Genomic DNA, 25,980 nt, shown 5'->3' on the forward strand with positions numbered 1-25,980 from the left:
AAGAGCAAGCTTCAGCAACGGCTTTCATATGAAACAGGCTTTACCCCTTATTCATTTCCAATAAAATCAACAAGTTCAAGGCGAGGATTAGGTTTATAACGTCTGCCTTCTTTCGCCTCTTGGCTGCCATTAACTTTAACGTTATCCCCTGTAAATCCGATTCCTATTTTCAAAAGGCTTCCGCCTACGCCGTACATATCTACAGGTACGTTTAATTCTTCAAACGAACGAATTCGATCTTCGGTAAATCCACCTGTAACAACAATTTTCACGTGTTCAAACCCTTCTTGATCAAGAGCTTTACGTAGAGCGAAAACCAGCTCCGGATTAACCCCTCTAGGATCAAAGGTCCCCATCAAGTGCTGATTTCTCAGGAAATATTTATCAACTAAATTTCGGGAGGTATCCAGCCTCACACTTACAAGGTCATCGCCAAATTCACGAGCAACTCGCAGGGAATCCGTAATGACATCATTATTATAGTCTACTAGTGCCATAAGCTTGTCTTCAGGAAATTGACTTTGATAGGCTTTGCTGGCTGCAACAACGTCGCCTCTGAACATTTGGATCAAAGCATGGGGCATCGTGCCCATTCCTTCTTTCCCCCACCACTCATTCATAGCATGAGTAGCCTGGGCTGTGGAACCACCAATAAAGGCAGAATACCCATCTCCCGCCTGCTGTGTAAAATGGTCGTCTCTATCCCCCATGAAAATAACCGGTTTTTGCTTACCAGAGGTTCGACCAGCTTTTACCACGTTGTACACATTCGTAGCCACGGATGTGCGTCGTGCCAAGATCCCATCGAGAATACCTTCTAAAAAGCCAAAGTACTGGTAAGGACCTGTGATTGTCAAAACTGTTTCATAAGGGCTGATCTTATCGCCATCTTTTAAGGATCGTATTTCAAGCTCCTCAGGATGATCTGAAAACGTATGGATCAGAGCTATCGCTTCATCCGTTCCGCATAACACAGCGTTATGCTCTTTTTGGAAAAATTGCATCGTTACCACGTTATCTGCTAAATGTTCTTCAATAATTTCTTTCGTTTTTAAAAAATATACAGCTGAAAACCATCCTTCAGCTACACGCTCATCAAATTTAAATGTTTTATTCGTCAAACGAGAAATCTCGCCATTTAATTTACTTTCAATTTCTTTCATCATTTTACTCCTTAAAAAGTTAGGATCTGTTAAACCTTCATTCTTTGTATAATGATATAGAATTGATACATTTTTAACAAGAGCTTTCACAGTTTGGAACAGAGGATTTTAGGTCATATTCCCCATCACCTCGGTTACTTGCTGCTTATTTAAGAGAATATCCCTCGGCTTGCTGCCCTTTTGTTCGGAGATGATCCCATAATCCTCCATTTGATCAATCAACCGGGCAGCACGGTTATATCCAACTTTAAAGCGCCGTTGCAGCAAGGAGGCACTTGCTCCATTGTGATCAATTACAAAATGTACAGCTTCTTCAAACAAAGCATCTGTCTCCTCTTCGTTCGAAATCTGCTTGATCAGCTCTTCCTGCTCAAATAAGTAATTTGGCGGTGCTATTTTCTTCACATATCCGGTAATCCGTTCAATTTCATCGTCTGAAACGAAGGCACCCTGGATCCGGACAGAACGCCCAGAACCATTTTCTATGAACAACATATCTCCTTTACCAAGCAGCTTTTCCGCCCCGCCTGTATCGATAATCGTTCTGGAATCTACTTGTGAAGAAACGCTGAAAGCAATTCGAGTCGGGATATTAGCTTTAATTAATCCCGTGATTACATCTACAGATGGCCGCTGCGTTGCTACTAATAAGTGAATTCCGCATGCCCTGGCCTTTTGGGCAATTCTACAAATAGAGTCCTCCACATCCTGCGGTGAAACCATCATTAGATCAGCCAGTTCGTCTATGACAATAACGAGATAAGGCAGCTTCTCGGACCTTCTGCCCTGCTGGATCATCTTTTCATTATACCGCTCAACATCCCTTGCCCCTTCAGCTACAAACTTTTCATAACGCTCTTCCATCTCTTTGACCGCCCATTTCAAAGCAGTCGTGGCTGCTTTTACATCTGTAATTACCGGAGAAACGAGATGAGGAAGATTATTATATGGAGCAAGTTCTACCATTTTTGGATCAATCAAAAGGAACTTCACATCTTCATGGTGTGCCTTGTATAGCAGGCTGATTAAGATGGTATTTATGCACACACTCTTCCCTGAACCTGTGGCCCCTGCAATGAGTCCATGCGGCATTTTCTTCAGGTTTGTCACAACTGAGTCGCCACCAATATCCAAACCTAAGGCAACAGATAGAGGAGATGAGTCATTTCTAAATGCTTCGGATTCAAAAATCTTCTGTAAACCAACCATTTCTGCCTGTTGATTAGGCACCTCTATACCTACCGCCTGTTTCCCTGGTATAGGCGCTTCAATTCGGATGTCCCTGGCAGCCATACTCAGCTTGATATCATCTGCTAGATTTGTAATCTTACTTACCTTTACACCTGGCTCAGGCTGAACTTCAAACCTAGTTACTGCTGGCCCTTTCATAGCATGTACTACCTTAGCCTTTACATGAAATTGACGCAAGGTTGTCTCCAGCAATTCCATCTGTTCATGGATCCACGTTTGATCATCCGAAGATTTCTTTACGGGATCATTTAACAAATGGAGCGGCGTGGAATATTCCAGTCTCGCACCTGCTTCAGGATGGTGCTCTTCTACATTATCACTGTCTTCTTCAACTGCGATAGGCTGCTCATCGTTTTCCATTAATAGAGTTTTTTTTTGCTGATCTCTGCTTCGTTTATCACGAGGTGTCATCACTACATTAAATGGCACACGTGAACCTTGCTTTGCAGAACGATCAGGCGCTTTTACAGGTTTTGACTTGGGAAGAGATTCGACAGTCTCCTTTGACGAACTGGGCTCATTGTCTTGCTTTGTTATAGACTCACTGCTTGTAGTTGCTTTAGTTTCTTCACTTACATTGGTTGTAGTTTCCTCTTCTGTAGAAATGGTGTCCAGGGTGTTATTTATCGCCTTCTTTTCATTTGGCAACTCATTCATAGGTGATTCATTTTTCTCAGTCTTGTCACTATATTGATCAGACTCCTGAATTGGCGGATCGCTTACTTCAGGTTTAGCCGCTTGCCTATGCAGCGATACAGGGCGTTTTTCACGCTTTTTACCTTCATCTATCTTTCCGCGCATTCTTTGACGAATTGCCTGCCACTGTGCTTCATCACTCCTGGCTTGCTCCATACTTAAAGATTGAGAGGAGTTGCTTGGCTCATGCTTTTTATATTCTGTCTCCATTTCATTACCTACCGGGTTTGCCCGGGGCTGGTACCCATAAATAGGTGAAGGAACATCACTCGGTGTAAATGGCTGGGAAGATGTTTCCGGCAGCTTAGGTTTAGGTTTGGGCTGCCTGGACTTTTCAGGTGATCTTCTGTACGTACCTTCTCTTTCTTTCTTAGCTTCCTTATTTTCCTTAGTAAAACTTTCGTAATTACTTTCTCGCTTTTTATCTTGCTCTCGCTTTTTTGAACGTGTTTTATAAGCTGGTTTCTCATGATTACTTTGTTGTGAAGCATCAGGTATTACAGGGAAACGAAAGTTCCCTGATTTAGGGTATTTATAGGTCATTTTTGTGTTAGCATTTGACTCATGATGGTTTCTTTTTTGATCTTGTGATTTCGGTCTTTGTGTCCGTTCCTCATCAGAATCAAACAATCCCTTAAATTTATTCTTAAATTCGTTCCACATATTTATCACACTCTCTTTATGTACATAATGGATAGAGGGTATATTCATTCTAACAGGTTTTAGACCGATTTTGGTTTACAATATGTTTAAAATATGAACCAATTGCAGAAAAAGAAGCAAAGGGCTTAGTTCATAAGTTCCCTTTGCTTCCAAATTTATCTTAAAATTCAAATGGTTGTCCGGTCTCATAGTCTTCCTCTAATACTAAGATGCCTTTTTCCTGCGGTGCATTTTCGAGTTCCAGTTCTCTTGCTGAGCAAATCATTCCGCTAGAGGGTACTCCACGCAATGCAGCATCTTTAATTTTCATACCGCCAGGCATTACTGCCCCAACTTTTGCAACGACGACGTTCTGACCTTGTTCAATATTAGGAGCTCCACATACAATTTGCAAGGTTTCACTGCCTACATCGACCTGGCAGACACTAAGTTTGTCTGCGTTCTCATGAGGGCCTTTCTCTACCACATAACCAACTACAAACTTTGGTGACAAATCAAAATCAAGCGAATCATCTAACTGCTCCTGTTTAAACAATGTTCGCAATTGATCAAGAAGCTCTTCTGTCAGTCGCAGCTTCCCTTCCCCTTTTATAGACAAATGATTAGAAGCATTAAAGATATTGTAACCAAGGAGAGATCCATCCTGGTTATTCGTAATCTTTACAATATCACCATGAGTCTTTGAACGAGTCGTCAAGCGGTCCCCATCTTTAACTGGAACGAGCAAAACGTCCCCTATTCCTTTCGGGTTATAAAACACATCCATTCATTCATCGCCCTTTCTATTTTGCTTAGGTCTTTTTTGAGCAAGTATAAAAATTGGTTCAAGTTGTTTATCTTCGTACAAGAATGATAATGAAGTTACAGGAACAAGTCCTTCCGCGAAAAACTTCATCGCCATTTGAGCCAGAATATCATAGCCCTCCGGATTCTTAATGTCTGCAAAAATAATGACATCCTGATGAGGAATACTAATCGCTAGTTCGCCCTCAAATTCAACTTTTAACTTCTCTAGAAGAACTTCATTTAATATTCTGCTCGCATCGTATCCATCCTGTGCTGATTGAAAGTAAAAGTCGTTACCGTATACTGTATCTTTTTTCAAGTCAACAGACAGGGAGCGAACATTAAAGCTGGCAATTTCTTTCATGCGTTCTTCTGTCCAATGCTCTCTCTCCAACATATCTTTATCAATAAGTTGATAGGATTTACCGAGATCCAATGCATAATATATCCTTGTTTCAGCTGTATGTTCATCTACCACTAATTTCTTGCCGGTCTCTGTCTCGGTTGGAAAAGAAGCCGCACGTATAACAGGATAAATATGCTGTTCCTTTCCCGAAAGTTCATGGGTTTCATTCATGACTCTTAATGCCTCTTGAACATGAACCTCTAGTTCATCAACAGCTTGTTCACCACGATTTTCGTATTTTGAAACCACATTGGGAAGGGTGATTGTAATTCCTTTTCCTGAATCTTTCCATTCTACTCTGAACGTATCTTTATCACGATTGTACACCGTTTTCCATTCGTCACGCTGCAATCGTTCTTGGAGAATATTCTTCATCTTAATACTGGTCATTTTCATATTCTCTTCCTCCTTCTATAATGGAAGAATGATTCCGCAATCCATTTTAGCATATACGATGCAGCTAATACACTCAGGTGCTGCCAAAAAAGAAGAGGCTGGGACATAACTACACTTCTTAAGTGAGAAGGCGAACAATGTGCTGCTTTAGCGGAGAAAATATACGGAGACTCCTGCGGGAGGAAAGGCCTAGGTGAGCCGCCGCAGTGCGCTAGCACGAGGAGGCTCAACAGCCGCCTTTGTCCCAGCCTCTACGATTTGATATTGGAAATAAATGATTCGATTTCCTCCTGTGTTTTCCGATCCTTGCTGACAAAGCGGCCTACCTCTTCTCCCTTTTGAAAAGCTACAAAGCTTGGAATCCCAAAGACATCATGCTCACCACAAACATGAATGAACTGGTCACGGTCAACGTAGACAAACGTCCACTCTTTGAAACGTTCTTCAATATCTGGAAGAACAGGCTCAATTACACGACAGTCCGGACACCAGTCAGCAGAAAATAACAAAATAGTTTGATTCTCGTTTATTAGTTCTTTTAACTGACCATCTGATTCTAAAGTAATCATTCTTACACCTCCAACGCTTATTTTAGCACACGCCTATTCATATTCAATTAACATGTCACCATCCTGGATCAGCCCTCTTCCCCTAAGCCAGATCGCAATCAAGTAACTAATGACGGCAGGGGCAATGAAATGAAGAATCAGGACGATACCAGCCATCTCCCATGAAAACCCCATAGTCTGAAAGGTCATAATTTGCCCAACTAATCCACTTGTCCCCATTCCTGCACCCGAAGCATTGTTTTCCAATTCCAACCAAACCGTCGCAACGGGGGCAAGCAAAGCACCGGCAACGGTAGGAGGCAGAAGTATGACCGGCTTTTTAACAATGTTTGCAACCTGAAGCATCGATGTGCCAATCCCTTGAGCTATGAACCCTCCTAATCCATTGTCCCGATAACTTATCGTGGCAAACCCGATCATTTGTGCCGCACAACCAATGGTAGCCGCACCAGCTGCCAGTCCATCAATCGATAACATAATCGCAATAGCTAAACTTGAGATCGGTGCTGTTAAAGCAAGCCCCATCAGCACAGCCACAATGATTCCCATTATAAAAGGTTGTTGAGCGGTAGCCCAGTTAATGATTTCCCCAAATCCTGTCATAAATTGGTCAATGGGCGGACCGATGAACTTCCCGGTAAAGAACCCTACTGTTAACGTTACGAACGGCGTTAAGATGATGTCCACTCTCGTCTCTTTACTAATTAACTTTCCAACTTCAGTCGCAAATAAAGCAGAAATATAACTTCCCGCTGGACCACCTAAATCAGCCCCAAAGGCCCCGCTAAACAAGGCTGCAAAAATAACAAGAGGAGGTGCTTTCAATCCATAGGCGATTGCTACTCCTATCGCCCCGCCCCAAATTTTTGTATCCATAGCGAAGTTGCCCAACTCTATGAATGAAGCAAAGAAAGGAATCTGCTGTCCAATTGTTTTAATAATCAATCCAATAATTAATGATGAAAACAAACCTAAGGCCATATAGCTTAAAGCCGTTATTAAATAAGAGTGCACCGATATATGTACGCCTTTTCTCTCTAAGAAATTTTTCATAAAGTCCCCTCTTTCTATAACGCATACATTTTACATTATAATAAAACACGTGTAAATACACACGCTCATTTATTAACCTTTCACTAGTTTAGGTACCCTTCGTAATTATTTAGTCCTATTTAGTTGAAATTATGAAAAAACTTCCGATACATACAGAAGGGGGGAAATTATGAAAACATTAAGAAGCCGAGTTCGATTTATCGTTGTATTGGCTTTAATCAGCTTACTAGTTCTGATAGGATTTTCTACATACTTCTTTACGAAACAGACAGAGATAGCTGACGAGAGCAGACAAATCCAGAGTGCATTAACCGCAAGTACAGAAATTAAGTATTTAATGACGGACACTGCCAAGGCACAACAAGATTTCTTTACAAATCCAAGCAAGGAAACGGCTGAAGCCATTACAGGGTCTATATCACTAGTCAGGGAAAATGCCCAAACCTACGCCGACCGCTACAATTCATATGGAGATGTATCAAAGGAATTCTCTTCCATTGCTGATCGCGCCAAACAATATCAGCAGGAACTTGAAACACTGATCAATGCATTTAAATTACTTGGGTTCACGGAAACAGAAGGAATGTATAAATTTATCAATGAATCCTATCAATCTTTTAACGATCTAGTCACAACCATCAATGAACCAGAACTTGAATCAGCTTTATTACAAATGAAACTCAAAGAACAGACCTTTCTAAACCAGCCAACAGAAGAACATTTATCAAATTTTAAAAAAAGCTCACAGTCATTTGAACAAGTTGCGGAGTCAATAAGTATGCCTGATGAACAAGCCACCGATTTAAATCGAACTTTACTTAAATATGAACAATCCTTAAATACCGTACATAGCACCTATAATCAGGCTGCTAAGGTAAGAGCTTCTTTCGAAGAGACCTCAGTCAATATATCGAACCTAGTGAATCAGGCTATTGTTTCTGCAGAAGCCATCAATGAACAAATCTTAACAAAACAAAGCTCAATGAAGAACTTTATTATGATTTTCTTATTCGTACTAGGTGGTATTGCTTTACTCGTAACCTTAAGTACGGGCTATATCTTAATTCACTCTATAACAAAATCAGTCAGTACACTAAAAAAAAGCACAAGGATCATTGGAGATGGGGACCTTTCTCATCGCATCCAGTTAGATTCTAAGGATGAAATGGCTGACATCGCGAACCAACTCAATATTATGGCTAAAAAAATGGAGGGCTCTGTTCAGAAAGTGTTAGGAGCTTCAGGTGTACTTAATACTTCTTCCGATCATTTGACTCTAGTATCTGACCAATCTGCCACACAGGCACATGAGGTTAATGATGCTATTAATCAAGTAGCTGTAGGTTCTCAGGATCAAGCTCAGAAAATTGAAGAAACAACGAAGCTGATCGAGCATGTTTCAGAAGCAATCAAAGATACACAGCTGGCTACGGAAGATATAACCCACCGCTTACAAGAAGCAGACAAAGAAGGAAAAGATGGATTACAAACAGTCATACAACTAGAACAGACCTCTAATTCCTTTATTGAACTTGCTTCACATATGTCCAGCAAAGTTCAATCTGCATCTAAACAGTCGGAAGAAGTAAAGAAAATTGTCGCAACGATAGAGGATATTGCAGATAGTACTGATTTATTAGCCCTTAATGCAGCTATTGAATCAGCACGTGCAGGTGAAGCTGGAAGAGGGTTTGCAGTAGTAGCAGATGAGGTAAGAAAACTGTCGGAGCGATCCAAACAGGAAGCAGGAAGGATTCACGAGCTTGTCTTAAATATGTCTAAGCAAATGAACAGACTCTCTACGGACGCCGATCAATTTGATAACTATCAAACATCACAAAATAAGGCGGTGCTTCAAACTAAAGAAGCATTCACACGTATCTCTTCGTACGTTCAAGATATGAATCATCAGATTAATCAGGTTAATACGGCTGTGAATGGTGCTGAAACTGTAAATGAAGATGTAATACGTAAACTTCACGATATTAGTATTATCTCAGAAGAAGCCGTAGCAACCGCTGAAGAGGTAGCAGCTTCAAGTGAGAATCAACTTACTTCCATAGAACAAGTCCATCAGGCGGCAACAGTTTTACAAGCGCTCTCACAAGAATTATCATCAGAGGTCAGCCAATTTACCATCCTTGAAAATAGGGACATAGACGAGGATTTATTGGATGAGGTGGTCAGCGTTGACGATAGTCTTGTGGAAAAAACCGAGGAAGAGAATATCGAAACCGATCAAGAACAAACCCTATTACAACTAGAAGAAGAAAATGATTTAAAAATAAAGGAAGAAGAATTATACAATGACGAAAGAAAATCCTCATAATAATAAGCCCGCTCTAAGGAGCGGGCTTATTATTATTCTCTGACAAGGTTGCCAGAATATTGCACAGAGTTGGCAATTTTCATCATTTTCTCTGAGTCTGAAGCAAGCTGACCTTTTTCAGTGTAGGTTGTAATTTTCACACCGCCTACACTGACTTGAAGCTCATATTCTTCCTTCTCGTTCAGAGGCAAAACACGTACGTAGCTAAACCGATCTTTATCCTTATAAGACTGTAACAATAAATTTTCATCTATGGTTGAAGCCGTTTTATAATTCAAACGACTGGCCTGTGTTTCCATTGCATTATAAAAAAGAATGTATGTTTGATCACTACCTTCTTTTATAACTATATTATTATTAGCCTGCTGTTTAACTTCCATTGAGTCAGGCAAATACATAGATAACGCTTGTCCATCATAGTTTGGCTTCATATTTTCTTGTTCGAACGCTTTCAAAGAGGCTTCTTTTGTCTGACTAATTGCTTCTTTTTCAGAAAGCATGAAACTGCATCCACCAAGGAGCATTGCCATTACTATGAAAAGCATCCCCTTCATCAAATACATCGTCAATATCTCTCCTTGTATCTGTTTTGTCTAACTTTATCATACTATGTCGATTTAATTTAACAAGGGTTAAATTTATCCAATCGAAGCTGAATTTCTGGACAACAGGCTGTATTGAACAACATACTAGAAGTAGATTCAATGTTTAAGGAGGGGGATTGTATGGAACTCACTATTTATTTAGCTGGTCAAATTCATGACGATTGGCGCAATGAACTGAAGGATAGGGCTAAGAGGAAGAATATGTCCATTCAATTTGTAGGTCCACAGGTGAACCATGAACGTTCTGACAGTATTGGAGAAGACATCTTAGGTCAGCAGCCAGGAAAGGAATATCGGGATGATGCCGCTTCAAGTATCAATAATTTCCGAACTCAACTGTTACTTTCCAAGGCAGATGCTGTCATCGCCTTATTTGGAGAAGAGTACAAACAGTGGAATACCGCGATGGATGCAGGCCTTGCTCTTCAGTCAAACAAACCACTAATCTTAATCAGACCAAAGTCCCTGATTCATCCATTAAAAGAATTGTCCAATCAAGCCACGGTTACAGTTGAAACGATTGAACAAGCATTAAAAGTACTAGCGTATGTTTACGAATAACCCTTTCCATGATCAGAGCCTGCCCAATTACTTCGGCAGGCTCTTCTAAAATTTTAGTAAGTGGATGGATGATCAGGACCGGTTCTTATTTTTTTCTCATCCTTTTTATTAGCTCTGGCCAAAGGTTTTGATAAAGCATTCAGCTCTTCTTTACTTTTGTTTTTAGATTTATTTTTCATTTACCATAACCTCCTTATTCTGTAGTCTGTCTCATTACGCGAAATTGATGAATTAAAAAAAGAACACCCCTTACTAAAGGATGTCTTTCTAACTATTGGTCGTATAACCATTGGCCTCTCAAAAGTTTGACTACGTGTCCAAACATTTCTTCGCGTTGCACCAAACCGTTTGTGAAGACGCCAATCGTCCCTTCACATTTTCGTACGTCTGTCTTCTCTGTGTACACATCAATTAACTCTCCAAGCTCTCTTCCTGTCTGAAGTCCCTTTTTAATTTCCTCAGGCAGTGGTATTCGCGCCCCGCTAGCTTTATACACGTTTTCTTTTTGATCTACAAGCGCTCCCCAATTACAAAGGTACCATTCGTCCTCTATTTCCATAACACCACCTTCTAATCCAACTCCGATGTCACTTTTCTTGAGAGCTGCACACTCACGCGCACGATTAATTGCTCCTTCTAACGTTTCTTCGTCTGAAAAAGGCTGGGCGGCTACTTTTGATTGTGCTTCCACCCCAATAACTTCATCCTCTGCAAAGATTTGCTTAACCGAATCAATCTTGGTCGGGTTAAGTGAACCTATATAAATTTTCACAGGTGTCGACACCTTCCTCATTAAAAAATTTCAGTTTCTAGCATAGCACAAAGCCGCACCATGTAAAGTATGAAACAGGGTGCGGCCTTACGGCTTTACTCATTTACAGGCTATACATTTGATCTAATAGCATCAACTGTATTTTGATCAGTAGATTTCACAAGTGCTGTGATCAGTTCTTTAGCGGCCTCATAGTCATCGATATGAATGATCGATGAAGAAGTATGGATATATCTCGAACAAATTCCAACAACAGCTGAAGGAACACCATTGTTTGTTACGTGAACGCGTCCTGCATCTGTCCCCCCTTGAGAGACAAAATATTGGTAAGGGATATCGTTCGTTTCCGCTGTATCCAAAACGAATTCTCTCATGCCGCGGTGAGTCACCATCGACTTATCAAGAATACGCAGGAGAGCCCCTTTACCCAGTTGACCGAATTCTTTATCCTCTCCACTCATATCATTAGCCGGAGAAGCATCCAGGGCATAAAAAATATCTGGCTTAATCATTTGTGAAGCTGCTTGAGCCCCTCTCAATCCAACTTCCTCCTGCACAGTCGCTCCTGAATAAAGTTGATTGGCTAGCTTCTCCCCTTGTAATTCTTTTAACAATTCTATCGCCAAGCCGCATCCATAACGGTTATCCCACGCTTTAGCTAATATCTTCTTGTCATTTGCCATAGGTGTGAACGGACAAATAGGCAAAATGGATTGACCAGGTTTGATGCCGATGGCCGCTGCATCATCTTTATCATCCGCACCGATATCAATCAGCATGTGTTTCATTTCCATCGGTTTTTTACGCTGCTCAGGTGTTAAATTATGAGGGGGAATCGAACCGATCACTCCAACAACAGGCCCCTTGTCTGTCAGCACTTGGACACGCTGTGCCAGTAACACTTGATTCCACCAGCCGCCTAAAGGCTGAAAACGAAGCATCCCATTCTTGGTAATTTGAGTAACCATAAATCCTACTTCATCCATGTGACCAGCAACCATTACCTTTGGCCCTTTGCCGTGACGGACGCCAAACACACCGCCTAAACGATCCTGGATAATTTCATCTGAATAATGTTCCAATTCTCTTTTCATAAATTTTCGCACATGATGTTCATTTCCAGGTGCACCCGGTAGTTCTGTAAGTGTTTTAAAAAGATCCTGAGTCTCTTGATTCATGATATGTACTCTCCTTTTTAATTTCTATATTATAGTTTAACGAAAAAGTAAGAACGTTTCTACAAATCAGTTTTTTATCTTTATGATTTCCTTTTAGAAGGAAATTCTAGTATACTAAAAATAGAATATAGATTTGAGGTGAGTGAACTATGAATTGGAAAAAGGTTGCAATAGCTGCTGGTGTTGGAGCACTTGCTGGTTATGTTGTAAAAGAACAAGTGGCAAACAAACAAGGTGTCACTCCTGAAAAAGCTTTAAAAATTGCTAAAGAAGCATTTAAAAAGCAAGGACCTATCAGCGGTTCATGGATTTACATGAAGCCAGAAGAGTTAAACAAAAATGGAATCAACTATGAAGTATATCGTGGTGGAATTTCTAAAAACCAGGATGGCGAAACCTCTCAATATGAGTTCTTCATTGATTCAGAAACAGGCACAATTGTTGATGTAGAAGAAGCAACAGCCTAACTAAATACGATTTCAAATATAAGAATCTCCCCGCCTGATTATTATTCAGTGCGGGGGGTTCTTTTATTCATATGCATGTACCACTCGTTTCAAATGTTCCATCACTTCACCGTTTTGATCAAACTTTATCGCGCGGTATTGAGCATCATGGTAAAAAACGTACCAGGCTTCCTTGCCATAACCGAAATCCATCCACTTCTTCTTTTCGTGTACAGAGGTTACAGGGAAATCATCATAAGCCAAAGCCCAAAGCACATTCTGATGAGCGTGAGTCGGCATGATGTCTGCCATGTGAATAAATGTCTCACCGGCATCTTCAAAGATGATAATGGAATGACCATCGCTATGACCGCTTGTATGAACCATGCGTAAGCCCGGTAAAACCTCAAAGGAATTTACAAACGTATGTACAAGTGATTCAACAGGCTTCCAATTTGATTCCCAATACGTATTTTTTGAGCGCATATTTGGATTTCTCATTTCGTTCCATTCCGTTTCACTCGTGAAGATTTTTGCATTTGGATAGGTTGGCACGAGTTGTCCCTTATCCCAGGACGTCAATCCGCAGGCATGATCAAAATGTAAATGTGTCATCAATACGAAATCAATATCTTCTTTTGTTAAACCTGCTTCTTCTAAGCTTTGCTCAATACCTGATTCTTCTAACACCCCGAAATTACGCTTCTCTTTATCTGTCAGCTTGTCCTTGCCAATCCCCGAATCAATGATCATATTCTTACCATCTACTTGTAATAATATTGGGTCAGTGCGTAATTCAATTTGATTTTTCTCATTTACAGGGTATTTACGACTCCAAAGCGGTTTAGGAACGACCCCAAACATAGCTCCACCATCCAAATGGGTTACTCCGCCATTTAACCACGTTAATGTGGCCCTGCCTATTTTCATTGTTTCCAACACTTTCTCCTCCTCTACTCTGTTATGAAGCTATTCTACCATAGGAGAGAAATATTTTGAAAACGTTATCAATCTTTAAAGCGGGCCTTACATCGATAGATCGGCTGACCTTTAGCTGAAAACTTCTCTTCATATTCTGTAGGAACATTCAGGGAATCCTCAAGTTCATGAAGGTCCAAAGAAACTTCTTCAAGGACCATTCCAAATTGTGAAAAACTGGCCAGAGAGTACTCGAATAATCCACGGTTATCGGTTTTAAGCGTCAACTCGCCACCAGGCTTTAATACATCCTCATACTGCTCTAGAAATGTGTGGAAGGTAAGTCTTCTTTTTTCGTGGCGGCTTTTTGGCCAAGGATCTGAGAAATTCAAATAAATATGGTCGACTTCATTCGGTGCAAAAAGGTCACGCAAGTCTTGAGCATCTTCATTAATCAGGCGAACGTTCTCCGTTTCCGCGTCTAGTACCTTCTTTAAAGCTCCTACAATAACACTTTTTACACGCTCAATACCAATGAAGTTTATGTCAGGATGCTGCTTCCCCATACCAGCGATAAATTGCCCTTTACCTGACCCTATTTCTAAATGAAGCGGTTGATCCTTATCAAACGCTTCATTCCATCTGTCTTTCCATTCAAAAGGGCTGCGGATTACAATATGACTGTTATCATCCATATAATCGTCTGCCCAGGGTTTATGTCTTAAACGCATTGGTTGAAATTCCTCCTTTTATCCGTTAAAAGCTTATCACGAATTATGGAATTTGTTAAAGTTTTTTATAAATGTGAAGAAAAAAGATGTATGTACGCTTATACAGTTAAATTAGTAATCATGTGACAGTTATATCCGTATCAAGATGTGCCATACCGTTACAACCCGCTATTTCGCAAAAATTACCTATTGGGTTGTAAGCGCTTCCTGATATATGATTGAAATCGTTATATCAATTATGAACGGTCCGGAACATAGGGAAGTCAGAACAAAGCTAGTCAACTACAATCAAAACAGGAGTGAGTGTAAACGAATGAATTTAATTATCGGAATGATCGAATTGACTGTACTTGCGGTTTTCTCTGTACTATTTGCAGGCTACGCTTTACTTATATACCCTTTTGAAAAGTTAAACGAAAAAATGAGTTCGGAAGTACGTGAAAAGAAACTGAAGTATTCAGCTATCTCCCAGTAAACCATAAAAAAACTTGCGTTAGAAATTCTAACGCAAGTTTTTTTATGTTAGATGATTTCGTGATGAATCATCATTTCCCCTAATTTAATCATTCTATTTGAAGCTTCTTTATATTCGCCCCGCATCATGTGCCATTGAATGAATGCTAGTGATTGAGAGACTGCATACCATGTCATTCTTTTAAACAAATGAGCATTCGGTTCTACACCATATTGATTCAGCCACCGATCCCAGTCTTGCTGAGGGATATAAGAGTAAAGAAGCATTCCCAGGTCCAATGCTGGGTCAGCCACCATAGCATTATCCCAATCGATTAAATACAACTGATCTCTTGAGGAAAGCAGCCAATTATTATGGTTTGTATCGCAATGGCATACCACATGACGGGCAAATTCTACTTCTTGTACATGGTTTTCTAAGTAATGAATCGCTTGATGGATTTCAATACGCGGCTCCACCTGACCTAGTATCTTTTGATTTTCCTTTAAATCTGTTAGTACTTCATGTGGGGTTAAAGGGTGTTTCCCCAATCTCATGAGCATGTCTAATAGTTCAGAAGAATGGTGAATTTTACTTAGTAACGCAGCTACTCTGGGATGTTTCATTTCTTCAGCACTTAACTCATGTCCCTCGAGCCAGTCCTGAGCTGTGATAACATCCCCGTTTTCTAATCTTTTCGTCCACATAAGCTTCGGCACGATTCCTTCAGCAGAAAGAACGGCAAGAAAAGGTGAAGAGTTACGTTTTAAGAATAAACGCTTTCCCCCGTTTTGAGCATAGTATGCTTCACCCGTGGAACCTCCAGCGGGCGTTATTTTCCAGTTGCTTCCTAATATGTGCTCCAACCAATTCACCTTCAATTCCTCAAATCTCTCTGTGATGGCATCACATTATTATCTTCAATCAGTATACCGTATCTAGTAAAAAATCTATAGTCCATCTCACAACTGTATATTTTAAGACACCTTCTAATAGACTAACGCAAAAGGCCACCTACATTCAAGCGAAAACTTATCCTCCATACAAGATTCGTTCTTGATCAGCTTGTTGTATTATACACTGATTACAAACTTCCTGTTCTCCGTCCACTTGCATGTGCAAACTTTTTCTAGCAGTAATTCTTATATATGCTCCCTTTATTTCGTGCACTTTTTTTAACCGGGTGTGCTGCCCTATAAATACGAACATAAATAAAGTCATCACTTTCCATTTAGGCAATGGCTCAATAAATATAGTATGAAATGTTGGCTGATGAATATCAGCTTGAGGAGAGATTCTCATCCCTTTTCCGAAATAAGAGTGATTCGGCACAGTAAGCATTATCGCCTGTGGGAATACAACTTTACGGTGATCAATTTCTACTTCCAAATGTTCTGGTTCTAGTTTAATAACGTTCCACAGCAATGACACAATGTAACTTAGCGAGTGTAGATGCAGTCGCTTCATCACTTTTCTATAGGTCGGTCGATTAGCAAGGGCTACAACTTTCCCATCTAATCCAATCCCTACACTGTTAATAAAAAATCGCTTCTGATGTTCGTGCTTTTCATTTAGAAGATAAGTTCCTGGACTTATCACGACCCGTTTCGGATTCGTAACAACCTTTTTAAAAAGTTCAACACCAGATAATTTAAATGCAATTCCTCTTGCAAAGTCATTGCCAGACCCTGCTGGAATCATAGCAATAGGCAGCTCTGGATATTTCGCCAAGCCATTTAACACTTCATGAAGCGTTCCGTCTCCTCCAATAACCATAACAGCCTCAATACTTTCATAATGAATCGCGGAAATCTGCTCTGCCAGCCGTTCAGCATGACCGCTTCTATTCGTATGAAACGATCGGCAGTTTTTCTGTTTATATAACGGTTCTTTCTGGATCCTATTAAACACTCGTTTCGCCTTGCCATTTCCTGCCGCTGGATTCACAATAATAATATACATTCACATTTCTCCTATTTATGTATGAAATGGCTGCACAAGACTACTTAGCGCTATTTTTCGCTCGTTTCATCAGTTTCCCATTCTGGTCGCTTAAAGGCTATTGTCTTAGTATGGCGCATAAGTAAATTAGCTGCTTTTAACTGTTTATGTTTCAGCGGAGCATTTAATTTTCTTTTCTTATCAAGCCAATCAGAAAAGTTTGTTGAATCAATGTAGGAAGTCAGAAAAGGGGGTTTCGCTCCATCAAAAGTGTGCGAAGGTGCCAGTACGACTTTATGAAAGGAAAAATCAAGCGCATACGTATGAAGGACACTTCTCACAAAGGTTTCTGTTCTCTTTAAACCATGCATTGGACTAAATACTTTCGCATGTTCTCCCATTTTCTCTACTTGCCAGCTTGACTCACTGGATGGATAGATCATGGTCACATCAGGAACTTCCATAACTGAAATAATTTCAACTTCGTGAGGACCAATGATCAAAATTTCCGCTTCAACCGGTACAGACTTAATTTCCACCACAGGGTAATACATTACTAGAAATGTGTCAGGCAGACGTTGGAGCAGCATTTTTAGCATTTGATCTTTATAAATTGTTTTTTCTATGAACGATTTCTTTTGTATAGTTGTCGAAGCCCATTTAACTTGGAAGGGGAGGACCCCGTCTAGAAAATATTGCTTAAGTTCCATCATTGTCGCTGGGGTCCAGGGTTCTTCGGGTGTCCCCACATCGTATTCTGCCTTTTCTTTTCTGAAAAAACGAAGCCACGTTTTGTCACGGCCTTCTCTCTCATAGAGAGATTCTCCATCCTCTTCGTTAGGATGAAGTTCTCCCTGCTCCCAACGATGCTTTATCTTTTTCCAGTTTTCCAGCTTCAAACGGATGTATTGGCTGGAATATTGATACATATTGGTTTCATAGCGCGAAATATAATCATACAATTTAATTAACTGTGCCACCAACTCCACCTCCACGGGGCAGCCTAACTTCATATACCACTTCATACTTTGGAGACTGTTGAGGGTGTACTCGGTAAAGACAAAAGCGGTCGATGTCCATTAAGTAACGCCTCATAAACCTGGAATCGACTTCCTCAGCCGCCAACGGAGACAGACCGTCAATCCACTTCTTCGCTAAGGTTACATGAGGCGAAAACTTTCTCTTTTCCCTTACGAAACCTGTCTGTTCACAAATTTGTTCTACGCCTTCATGGATCATCATTAGAGCCGAAGAAGATTCCACTGAAATATGAAACACTCTTGGATGTTCATGCTTACCAAAAGTATCGGCAGGTCCAAGACTTAATTCAAATGGCTGCGGCCACAAATAACCCATCAATTGCTGTTTAATAGTCTCAAGAACCGGATTTGCACAGGCCCCCAAAAACTTTACCGTAATATGAAAATCTTCTGGATGGGTCCAGTTCTTATAAGACATGTCTTGCTTGAGCAGTTGTTGTAGAGCTGTGAATTCATCTCGCATTGCATTTGAAAGTGGAATCCCAATAAAATAATGATGATCTCCCATCAAAATACACTCCTTTTTAGATGATTCTATCAACCGTACTGACGACAGATAAAAGTAAGGATTATTTGGTTAACTGATAAATCGATTCAGCATAAATAGCGATCGCCTTCACCATATCTTTAATTCGGACATGCTCATTTTCCTGATGGGCTGTATCAGGACTGTCTTTAAATAAAGCTCCAAAAGCTACCCCGAAAGAAAGTGATCTGGCATAAGTTGCACCGCCAATTGATTGTACATTCTCTTCTTCCATTGCAGCGTTGTTATAAATAGCTAGTAATGTTTGGACGTAAGGGTGGTCTGCTTCTACATAAAGAGCAGGCAAATGATCATATGTTTCCAACGTTCCTCCTGCTTCCTTAGCAAACTGTGATAATTTGGTTATAACTGTGTCCCCATCGACTGAAACAGGATAACGGGTATTGATTCCCACCTGACATTCTTGTCCTTTAATCCAGCTAATGAAACCTACGTTAAGTGTTAAATCACCAGAAGAATCAGCACACTTTAACCCTATCTTTTCGCCAGAATAATCATGTAATCTGTCATAAAGATGGGTAAGAATGATTCGCTGCTCTGATGAGAAAGGAAGTTGCTGCAGATACTCCACCATAAGAAGGGCAGCACTTCTTCCTTTATCCGGACTGCTTCCATGAGCAGAAACACCTTCCATAGTCAAGATTACTTCCCCATCCTGCTTACTTATCTCCCCTATTATTGCTTTATTCCTCAGAAAGGAATGGAACGAATCGTCTAAGCTATCAATTGTTTTGATACTCGCCTTAGCCCGGGACGGAACCATATTAAGACGGTCTCCACTATCTAGTGTTACTAGTTCAAAATCATTCTCCGTCTTCTCTGGTAAAGGGATCTTTACATATGTGTCTAGTAAACCTTTTTCTGCATTAATAACTGGAAAAGAAGCATCCGGAGAAAAACCGAATTCAGGCATGGACTCGTGCTTAAAATAATGCTCAATGCCCTGCCAGTCCCTTTCTTCATCCGTACCAAGGATAAGACGCACGCGTTTATTTGGCTGAAACCCCTGTTGCTTTAAGAGTTTCATGGCAATATAAGCCGCCATTACTGGACCTTTATCATCTTGAGCCCCTCTTCCATAAAGGTTCCCATCTTTTAAAACAGGTGAAAATGGATCTGTCTCCCATCCCTCTCCAGCAGGGACAACATCCAGATGACCAAGAATACCAAGAATTTCTTCCCCTTGGCCAAATTCAATATGTCCAGCATGACTTTCCATATTCTTTGTTCTAAAACCGTCCTCCTCAGCTATCTTCAACATAGTTTGCAAAGCTTGATCAATGTCTTTACCATAAGGATATTCTTCGCTAATTCTATAAACGCTGGGAATACGGATTAGTTCCATAGTCTTTTCGATAAATTCTGATTTATATTGATGGCTCAAGGAATTAAAGTTCATACAAATCCTCCCTTTTTCATATTCTTTGGTAAGCAGGGTGATTACATACGACATACAATTATGCTTAGTCAGGTTTACAGAAGTTTTTCTAATAAAAACATCCTATACCCGCTCTCTATCTTTAACTTATTGTTAAATTTGACGAAAAGTCTGTAAATTTAATTGGTTTTTCTAGCCGTTTGGGTTTGATTGTTGTAATATAGAGATAACTTCATACATTCACTAGCACCGCGAGAATTCCAATGAATGACAATAAGGAGTGGTTTTTTGAATCATCCATCATCCCGTATGCTAAATCGAATCAAGGCTGTTTACTTGTACATTAATGAACAAGGAACGGTTACGACCCAGCAGTTGTCTGAGGAGTTCGGTATCACTGACCGAACAATGCAAAGGGACTTAAGCATTTTGGAATACAACGGACTTGTTTCAAGTCCGCACCGTGGAAAGTGGACAACAACAGAGAAAAAAGTTAAAATTTCATGACGAATAGATAGAACACCCGGAATAGATCCGGGTGTTTTTTTGCTAATCCATTTTGGTAATGGTCATTAAATATTCAATTTCCTCATCAGTGAGTTCTCTATACTCCCCAAGCTCAAGTTCTGGGTCAAGCTTCAGACTACCCATTTGCATTCGCTTCAAATACGTAACTTCTTTGTTAACCGCTTCAAACATCCGCTTCACTTGATGGAATTTACCTTCAGTAATCGTCAATTCAATTTCAGAGACATGATCCGACTGAAGAATGTTCAGGTCAGCTGATTTTGTAACGTAGCTATCATCAAGAGTGACTCCCTGTTTAAACTTTGTAACATCTTCCTCTGTTACAACACCTTCAATGACAGCATAATAAGTTTTACCAATATCTTTCTTTGGTGTGGTTAAACGATGAGCCAGTTGGCCATCGTTAGTAATTAAAAGTAAACCTTCCGTATCTTTATCTAATCTGCCAACAGGAAATGGCGAAAAGACTTGGTCCTCTGGCTGCAAAATATCAATCACGGTCATATCATGAGCATCTTCTGTGGCTGAAATCAGATCCCCCGGTTTATTAAGCATTAAATAAATATGCTCCCGATAATTGACCTCCTCATTCATAACGGTTACTGAATCATCTTCTGGGTTCACATGTGTCTTCCCATTTTTTTCGGGTTGCCCATTGACTCTTACATTACCACTTCTGAGTAACCCTTTTACTTCTTTTCGTGTTCCATAACCCATATTTGCTAATAACTTATCGATTCTCATAACTTACCCCCTTTGACTGCGCCGCAAGAACTTATCGAGGAACCGGACACGGCCGCCTAGAATTCGCTCAAGCAAGGTTGTTTTATAGGCCATCCACATATAAAGGATGCCTCCGAAACCTACGCCTAATACTAATATAAAGAATGCAGCCAGTCTGCTTTCCATTGGATTCCACAATAGACCGATAGACCATTGAACGACAAAGACAACGGCTGCCATGATCGTCGAGATAATCGCAATGAGCAATGTCCTCTTGTACACTTGTTTAAAGGAAAAGTCGATCGCTCTATGAATACGCCATAGGTTCAATGACACAGCGACAAGAACAGCTAATCCTGTGGAAATAATTGAACCTTTGGCTCCAAACTCAACGATAAACCAAGAGTTTGTAAGTATCTTAATAAGGAGTCCTGAACCGAGACTGACTACTGCGAAATTTTGACGATTAATCCCTTGTAAGATTGATGACGTTACAGTGTATAATGCAAAAAATAAACCAACGGGAGCATACCATCTTAATAAAGTACCGAAATAATCTACTTTATATGTCCCATAAAACGAACCGTAAGCCTCATAGGCGAGCACAGATAGTCCAACCACAGCAGGCAATATGAGAAGTGCAATGATTTGCAGGGCCTGGTTAATTTGTTGGTTTAGCTGTGTCATATATTCTTTCGTAAATGATCTCGTAATAGCAGGAAGCATTGCAAGCGATAATCCGATCCCTAACGTTACAGGGATGATCACTAGTTTATGGCTAAGCACATGGATAGCTGATAATGAAGAGTCGGAAATTTCTCCAAGTCCAGCCTCTGACATCGCCTGGTTAAATGTAAATTGATCGATGACCTGATATAAAGGGGTAGCGATCCCAACTAACACAAAGGGACCAGCGTAACCCAGTAACTCCTTAAGCATTGATTTTTTAGATAAATCGTAGGTGTACTCTTGCTGTTCTACCAGCTTATCTAAATGAGGTTTACGCTTTTTCCAAAATATAGCCAGTACGAGCAACGAAGCCACTGCTCCTATAAAAGCTGCGAAAGTAGAAAAACCTATAGCTGTTGCACGAGAGCCCTCTACTATATATAGCACGACATAAACTGAAATAAGCAAAAATATAATCCGGACTATTTGCTCGATAACTTGTGAAATTCCGGTCGGGGCCATAGATTCATTTCCTTGAAAGAAACCCCTGATAATACTCATACATGGAATAATCAATAAAGCAAAACTAACCATTTTGATGACCATTGTTACGTCTGCAACTTTAGCAGCCGAACCCTCATCCATTGATAAACTGTGAATGGCAATTTGTTCGGCACTTAAAAATAAGAACAAAAATGCTACGATACCAGTAACAGCCATCAGCTGCATGCCTGATTTAAACATATCCCGTCCCGTTTGGTAATCTTCCAACGAATTATATTTGGAAACGAACTTGGATACAGCCATCGGAACCCCTAGTGTAGATAAACTCAATAAAATGTTGTATGGTGTATAAGCATAGAAATAAAGCGCTATCCCTTCTGCACCTACCATCTGTTCAAATGGAATTGTATAGATCATACCTAAAAATTTTGACAGAAAGGTTGCACCTGTCAAAATCATTGTACCTTTTAAAATCTTCGACATAATATTCTATTCACCTTCAATTGTTGTAGAGTCGAACGCATCTATTTTATCATAAAATTCAAGTTAACAACTGTTTTAACTGTTAAAAGAAAGGAAGAACAACATGAGTTACCAAGTAACGGTCATCGGTGGAGGTCCCTCAGGCTTAATGGCTGCAATCGCTGCTGCCGAACAAGGCATGAAAACATTACTACTCGATAAAGGAAAGAAACTCGGCACTAAACTTGCCATCTCAGGTGGTGGGCGCTGTAATGTCACGAATCGACTGCCTGAAGACGAGGTAATCAGACATATCCCTGGAAACGGAAAATTTTTGTACAGCCCTTTTTCTGTTTTCAATAACTATGACATCATCGAATTTTTTGAAGCACTTGGTGTCGATTTAAAAGAAGAGGACCATGGACGAATGTTTCCAGTCAGTAATAAAGCAAAGGATGTCGTCAATGCCCTTCTCGCTCGACTTGATGAACTAAATGTAGAATTACGCACCAAAACGCCCGTTGAAGCAATTCATTTTGGACAAGATCAACAACACCAAATCATCCTGCAGTCCGAGGAGAAAATCGCTACATGTTCTGTCGTATTAGCCGTTGGCGGCAAAGCTGTGCCTCATACAGGAAGTACAGGGGACGGGTATGCGTGGGCTAAAAAGGCAGGACACACGATCACTGAATTATTTCCAACTGAAGTCCCTTTGATCTCAAAAGATTCGTTTATTCAAAGTAGGGAACTGCAAGGACTATCCTTACGAGATGTTAACGTTTCCGTATTAAATAAAAAGAATAAACCGTTGATATCTCATCGTATGGACATGCTGTTTACACATTTCGGATTATCAGGTCCGGCTATTTTAAGATGTTCGCAATATGTAGTAAAAGAATTTATGAAAGGTCATAAACCCGTAACTATCGAAATCGACTGCTTACCCGACCGACATGAACACTCTATTATAGATGAGCTTCACAAGCAAATGAATGAACAATCCAGGAAGTCATTTCGCAATATTGTTAAAGGGGTAGTGCCTGAACGGTTACTTGATTATCTTCTACAGCATATTGGTGTAAATTCGGAGGACAAAGCAGGAAACATCTCAAATCAACAGTTACGTGAATTTGTAAACGAGCTAAAGCACTTTCAAGTATCCATACATGATTCACAGCCTATCGAAAAAGCTTTTGTGACAGGAGGCGGAGTCTCCATAAAAGAGATCGTCCCAAATACGATGCAATCGAAACTAATGGATCGGCTATATTTTTGTGGAGAAATCCTCGACATCCACGGGTATACTGGAGGGTATAACATTACAGCGGCTATGGTTACAGGACGAGTTGCTGGTATTCATGCTGCCTACGAAGCAATGAGCATTTAATACACGAAATTTGATTTAATCACCAAAATTCCGGGAGAGTTTAACCCAACTCCCCCGGAATTTTTTATGTCTCAATGTCACTCCTTAAATCTCACCATCATTTCTTATTCGCAATTAAGTAATTCAATACCTCCAAGTGCAAAAAGTTTTAAGTTATTGCAAATCTCAGTTTAAAATTACTCTTTTAAAGCAAAATAAGAAGGTACTTATTAAATTTGTGAGGGTGAAAATTTTTATGGCCTTTTTTAAATTGCTCAAGAAGGGAAATAAATCATCAGGTATCGCGGCCCTAGGTAATACACTGTTGGCAATCATCAAGGGGATAGCTGCTGCAGTTAGCGGGAGTGGAGCTATGTTCGCAACCGCTATTCATTCTGCCGCAGATGCGACCAACCAAGGATTCGTATTTTTCGGAAGTGCGTTAGCTGAAAAAGAACCAACTAAACGTTTTCCAACTGGCTTCGGACGAGTTGTTAACCTTTTCGTGCTCGTTGCTGTAACCATAATTACGATCATGGCTTATGAAACCATCTTAAAAGGGTGGAAGTTGATCCAAGAACCACACCCTTCCTCCAACATTTGGTTAAATGTCGGAATACTATTTATCGCTATTGTAGTAGATGGTTATATTCTTATTAAGGTAATGAAGGAAATTGGTAAAGAAAGCCGTTCTGAGTCAGAGGGTGGTAATATCTTTACAAATGCATTTAAAAACGTCAGCCTGGCAGCACCACCGACACGCCTCGTTTTCTATGAGGATATTGTAGCAACACTAGGGTCAGCTATCGCTCTAATTTTTGTGGTACTCTCTTACTTTACTGGTCTTTACTTTCTTGATGGATTAGGTACATTAATTATCGGCATATTACTCGTTGGCATTGCATTAAAAATTGGGTATGAAAACACCCTCGGTCTTATTGGTCTCGCAGCGCCTAAAATTGTGGAGGAAAGGGTAGCTAAAGTTATTTTAAATGATGAAAACGTGGTAGATATTAACAAACTTCGTATCCTTCAGGAAGGAAGAGACTACCATGTGGAAAGTTATATTGAATTAAGGAAAGGAATGACTTTAGCTGAAGCAGATGACATTAAGTCACAAGTAGAAGAAAAAGTGTTACAGGACGAAAGTATTGTCGATGCTACTATAGGTATCTTAGAATCAAATGATCAGAAAGACTGGTCGACGGATACAAAAGAAGACAATCGTTCTGAATAAATAAGAACTTCCCTGTGGCATACACCAAAATCTGCTTCCTATCAAATGTGGTGGTGGAAATAAGCTCAGAATACCTTAGCTTTCATTAAAGTGAGCTCAACAACCTGTTGTGATAACATTGGCTCTAAATCCTTTTAGTTATGAACTGTAAGCGCGATTCATACTGTTTTTACAGGAAAGGGAGGTCTACCTTCCCTTTAACGTATACAGTTATACCAGCGTATGTCCAGGCTTCCCATACTTTCATGTTCTTGTATTTCCCCCAAACCATTCTTTGATAAAATGACTGTGCACTCGTTCTTTTTCTTTTTCCTTAGGTGTGGCAACTTTTGGCTTCAAAAAGAGAATTGAGTGCTTTTTTGTTTTCTCCTGAGTCAAGATACATTAAAATAGACCCCCATATTTATTCCAACCAATAAGGTAGGGGGCGAACAAAAACATACAAAAAAAGCCTTGGAGTTTTCCAAGACTTTTAGATTGACGTGGCCGCGTCCTACTCTCACGGGGATCGACCCGACTACCATCGGCGCTGAAGAGCTTAACTGCTGTGTTCGGCATGGGAACAGGTGTGACCTCTTCGCTGTCGCCACCACATCATTTTATAA

General features: G+C 40.2%; 26 protein-coding genes and 1 rRNA gene. 7 read left to right on the forward strand and 20 right to left on the reverse strand.

Annotated features, from left to right (window positions below):
* Positions 1-47: 47 nt before the first annotated feature.
* The 6 genes from B5354_RS20040 to B5354_RS20065 form a co-directional block, all read right to left on the reverse strand.
* Complete coding sequence (locus tag B5354_RS20040) at positions 48-1,163, reverse strand: nicotinate phosphoribosyltransferase (protein ID WP_079530549.1); 1,116 nt, start codon at positions 1,161-1,163, stop codon at positions 48-50.
* Between the two features lie 108 nt (positions 1,164-1,271).
* Positions 1,272-3,773 carry a DNA translocase FtsK gene (locus tag B5354_RS20045; RefSeq protein ID WP_079530550.1) on the reverse strand — a complete coding sequence of 834 codons (2,502 nt, stop codon included), beginning with the start codon at positions 3,771-3,773 and terminating at the stop codon, positions 1,272-1,274.
* Positions 3,774-3,933: 160 nt separating this feature from the next.
* Positions 3,934-4,539 (reverse strand): YtpR family tRNA-binding protein, encoded by a 606-nt coding sequence (gene ytpR / locus B5354_RS20050; RefSeq protein ID WP_079530551.1) that lies wholly within the window; start codon positions 4,537-4,539, stop codon positions 3,934-3,936.
* On the reverse strand, positions 4,540-5,361 hold the full coding sequence (locus B5354_RS20055; protein WP_079530552.1) for a DUF1444 domain-containing protein: 822 nt from the start codon (positions 5,359-5,361) through the stop codon (positions 4,540-4,542).
* 251 nt (positions 5,362-5,612) lie between these two features.
* Positions 5,613-5,930 (reverse strand): thioredoxin family protein, encoded by a 318-nt coding sequence (locus B5354_RS20060; RefSeq protein WP_079530553.1) that lies wholly within the window; start codon positions 5,928-5,930, stop codon positions 5,613-5,615.
* A gap of 33 nt (positions 5,931-5,963) precedes the next feature.
* Complete coding sequence (locus tag B5354_RS20065; protein ID WP_079530554.1) at positions 5,964-6,983, reverse strand: PTS sugar transporter subunit IIC; 1,020 nt, start codon at positions 6,981-6,983, stop codon at positions 5,964-5,966.
* Positions 6,984-7,152: 169 nt separating this feature from the next.
* Here B5354_RS20065 and B5354_RS20070 point away from each other — a divergent pair, with 169 nt between their 5' ends.
* On the forward strand, positions 7,153-9,312 hold the full coding sequence (locus B5354_RS20070; RefSeq protein WP_079530555.1) for a methyl-accepting chemotaxis protein: 2,160 nt from the start codon (positions 7,153-7,155) through the stop codon (positions 9,310-9,312).
* Positions 9,313-9,344: 32 nt separating this feature from the next.
* Here the strand turns inward: B5354_RS20070 and B5354_RS20075 are convergent, their stop codons facing one another.
* Positions 9,345-9,875: a hypothetical protein gene (locus tag B5354_RS20075; protein ID WP_079530556.1), complete on the reverse strand. Its 531-nt coding sequence runs from the start codon at positions 9,873-9,875 to the stop codon at positions 9,345-9,347.
* Positions 9,876-10,037: 162 nt separating this feature from the next.
* On the opposite strand from B5354_RS20075, the gene B5354_RS20080 reads away from it, so the two are divergent.
* Entirely contained in the window at positions 10,038-10,478 is a 441-nt protein-coding gene (locus B5354_RS20080) for a YtoQ family protein (RefSeq protein WP_079530557.1), read from the forward strand.
* Between the two features lie 53 nt (positions 10,479-10,531).
* Here B5354_RS20080 and B5354_RS20950 read toward each other — a convergent pair whose 3' ends face one another.
* The 3 genes from B5354_RS20950 to B5354_RS20090 form a co-directional block, all read right to left on the reverse strand.
* Complete coding sequence (locus B5354_RS20950; protein ID WP_281252770.1) at positions 10,532-10,657, reverse strand: hypothetical protein; 126 nt, start codon at positions 10,655-10,657, stop codon at positions 10,532-10,534.
* Positions 10,658-10,749: 92 nt separating this feature from the next.
* Complete coding sequence (locus B5354_RS20085) at positions 10,750-11,250, reverse strand: DUF84 family protein (protein ID WP_079530558.1); 501 nt, start codon at positions 11,248-11,250, stop codon at positions 10,750-10,752.
* Positions 11,251-11,360: 110 nt separating this feature from the next.
* Positions 11,361-12,428 (reverse strand): M42 family metallopeptidase, encoded by a 1,068-nt coding sequence (locus tag B5354_RS20090; protein ID WP_079530559.1) that lies wholly within the window; start codon positions 12,426-12,428, stop codon positions 11,361-11,363.
* Positions 12,429-12,577: 149 nt separating this feature from the next.
* On the opposite strand from B5354_RS20090, the gene B5354_RS20095 reads away from it, so the two are divergent.
* Complete coding sequence (locus tag B5354_RS20095; RefSeq protein WP_079530560.1) at positions 12,578-12,895, forward strand: PepSY domain-containing protein; 318 nt, start codon at positions 12,578-12,580, stop codon at positions 12,893-12,895.
* Between the two features lie 63 nt (positions 12,896-12,958).
* Here the strand turns inward: B5354_RS20095 and B5354_RS20100 are convergent, their stop codons facing one another.
* Both B5354_RS20100 and trmB read right to left on the reverse strand, forming a co-directional pair.
* Entirely contained in the window at positions 12,959-13,813 is an 855-nt protein-coding gene (locus B5354_RS20100) for a YtnP family quorum-quenching lactonase (protein WP_079530561.1), read from the reverse strand.
* A gap of 68 nt (positions 13,814-13,881) precedes the next feature.
* Positions 13,882-14,523, reverse strand: a complete 642-nt coding sequence (trmB, locus tag B5354_RS20105; protein ID WP_079530562.1) for a tRNA (guanosine(46)-N7)-methyltransferase TrmB — start codon at positions 14,521-14,523, stop codon at positions 13,882-13,884.
* A 313-nt stretch (positions 14,524-14,836) separates the two neighbouring features.
* On the opposite strand from trmB, the gene B5354_RS20590 reads away from it, so the two are divergent.
* Positions 14,837-14,998 (forward strand): hypothetical protein, encoded by a 162-nt coding sequence (locus tag B5354_RS20590; protein WP_176142542.1) that lies wholly within the window; start codon positions 14,837-14,839, stop codon positions 14,996-14,998.
* A 47-nt stretch (positions 14,999-15,045) separates the two neighbouring features.
* Here B5354_RS20590 and B5354_RS20110 read toward each other — a convergent pair whose 3' ends face one another.
* The 5 genes from B5354_RS20110 to pepV form a co-directional block, all read right to left on the reverse strand.
* The gene (locus B5354_RS20110) at positions 15,046-15,852 is read right to left on the reverse strand and encodes a phosphotransferase family protein (RefSeq protein WP_176142543.1); all 807 of its coding nucleotides are present in this window, start codon (positions 15,850-15,852) and stop codon (positions 15,046-15,048) included.
* 157 nt (positions 15,853-16,009) lie between these two features.
* Positions 16,010-16,939 (reverse strand): diacylglycerol/lipid kinase family protein, encoded by a 930-nt coding sequence (locus B5354_RS20115; protein WP_079530564.1) that lies wholly within the window; start codon positions 16,937-16,939, stop codon positions 16,010-16,012.
* A 50-nt stretch (positions 16,940-16,989) separates the two neighbouring features.
* Positions 16,990-17,898, reverse strand: coding sequence for a hypothetical protein (locus B5354_RS20120; protein ID WP_079530565.1), 909 nt, complete (start codon positions 17,896-17,898; stop codon positions 16,990-16,992).
* The gene (gene thpR / locus B5354_RS20125; RefSeq protein ID WP_079530566.1) at positions 17,882-18,466 is read right to left on the reverse strand and encodes an RNA 2',3'-cyclic phosphodiesterase; all 585 of its coding nucleotides are present in this window, start codon (positions 18,464-18,466) and stop codon (positions 17,882-17,884) included. Before thpR ends, B5354_RS20120 begins: the two co-directional genes overlap by 17 nt.
* A 61-nt stretch (positions 18,467-18,527) precedes the next feature.
* Complete coding sequence (gene pepV, locus B5354_RS20130; protein ID WP_079530567.1) at positions 18,528-19,904, reverse strand: dipeptidase PepV; 1,377 nt, start codon at positions 19,902-19,904, stop codon at positions 18,528-18,530.
* Positions 19,905-20,150: 246 nt separating this feature from the next.
* Between pepV and B5354_RS20135 the strand changes: the two genes are divergently transcribed.
* Entirely contained in the window at positions 20,151-20,390 is a 240-nt protein-coding gene (locus B5354_RS20135; RefSeq protein WP_079530568.1) for a DeoR family transcriptional regulator, read from the forward strand.
* Between the two features lie 42 nt (positions 20,391-20,432).
* On the opposite strand, the gene B5354_RS20140 is transcribed toward B5354_RS20135, so the two are convergent.
* Both B5354_RS20140 and B5354_RS20145 read right to left on the reverse strand, forming a co-directional pair.
* A complete protein-coding gene (locus B5354_RS20140) occupies positions 20,433-21,155 on the reverse strand; it encodes a pseudouridine synthase (RefSeq protein WP_079530569.1) in 723 nt (240 codons plus the stop codon).
* 3 nt (positions 21,156-21,158) lie between these two features.
* Positions 21,159-22,790: a putative polysaccharide biosynthesis protein gene (locus tag B5354_RS20145; RefSeq protein ID WP_079530570.1), complete on the reverse strand. Its 1,632-nt coding sequence runs from the start codon at positions 22,788-22,790 to the stop codon at positions 21,159-21,161.
* Positions 22,791-22,893: 103 nt separating this feature from the next.
* Here B5354_RS20145 and B5354_RS20150 point away from each other — a divergent pair, with 103 nt between their 5' ends.
* Both B5354_RS20150 and B5354_RS20155 read left to right on the forward strand, forming a co-directional pair.
* Positions 22,894-24,159, forward strand: a complete 1,266-nt coding sequence (locus B5354_RS20150; RefSeq protein ID WP_079530571.1) for a BaiN/RdsA family NAD(P)/FAD-dependent oxidoreductase — start codon at positions 22,894-22,896, stop codon at positions 24,157-24,159.
* 235 nt (positions 24,160-24,394) lie between these two features.
* Complete coding sequence (locus tag B5354_RS20155; RefSeq protein WP_079530572.1) at positions 24,395-25,375, forward strand: cation diffusion facilitator family transporter; 981 nt, start codon at positions 24,395-24,397, stop codon at positions 25,373-25,375.
* Between the two features lie 480 nt (positions 25,376-25,855).
* On the opposite strand, the gene rrf is transcribed toward B5354_RS20155, so the two are convergent.
* Positions 25,856-25,969: ribosomal RNA gene (gene rrf / locus B5354_RS20160) — 5S ribosomal RNA — on the reverse strand.
* Positions 25,970-25,980: the final 11 nt, after the last annotated feature.

This window comes from Halobacillus hunanensis, assembly GCF_900166655.1.
GTDB lineage: Bacteria > Bacillota > Bacilli > Bacillales > Halobacillaceae > Halobacillus_A > Halobacillus_A hunanensis.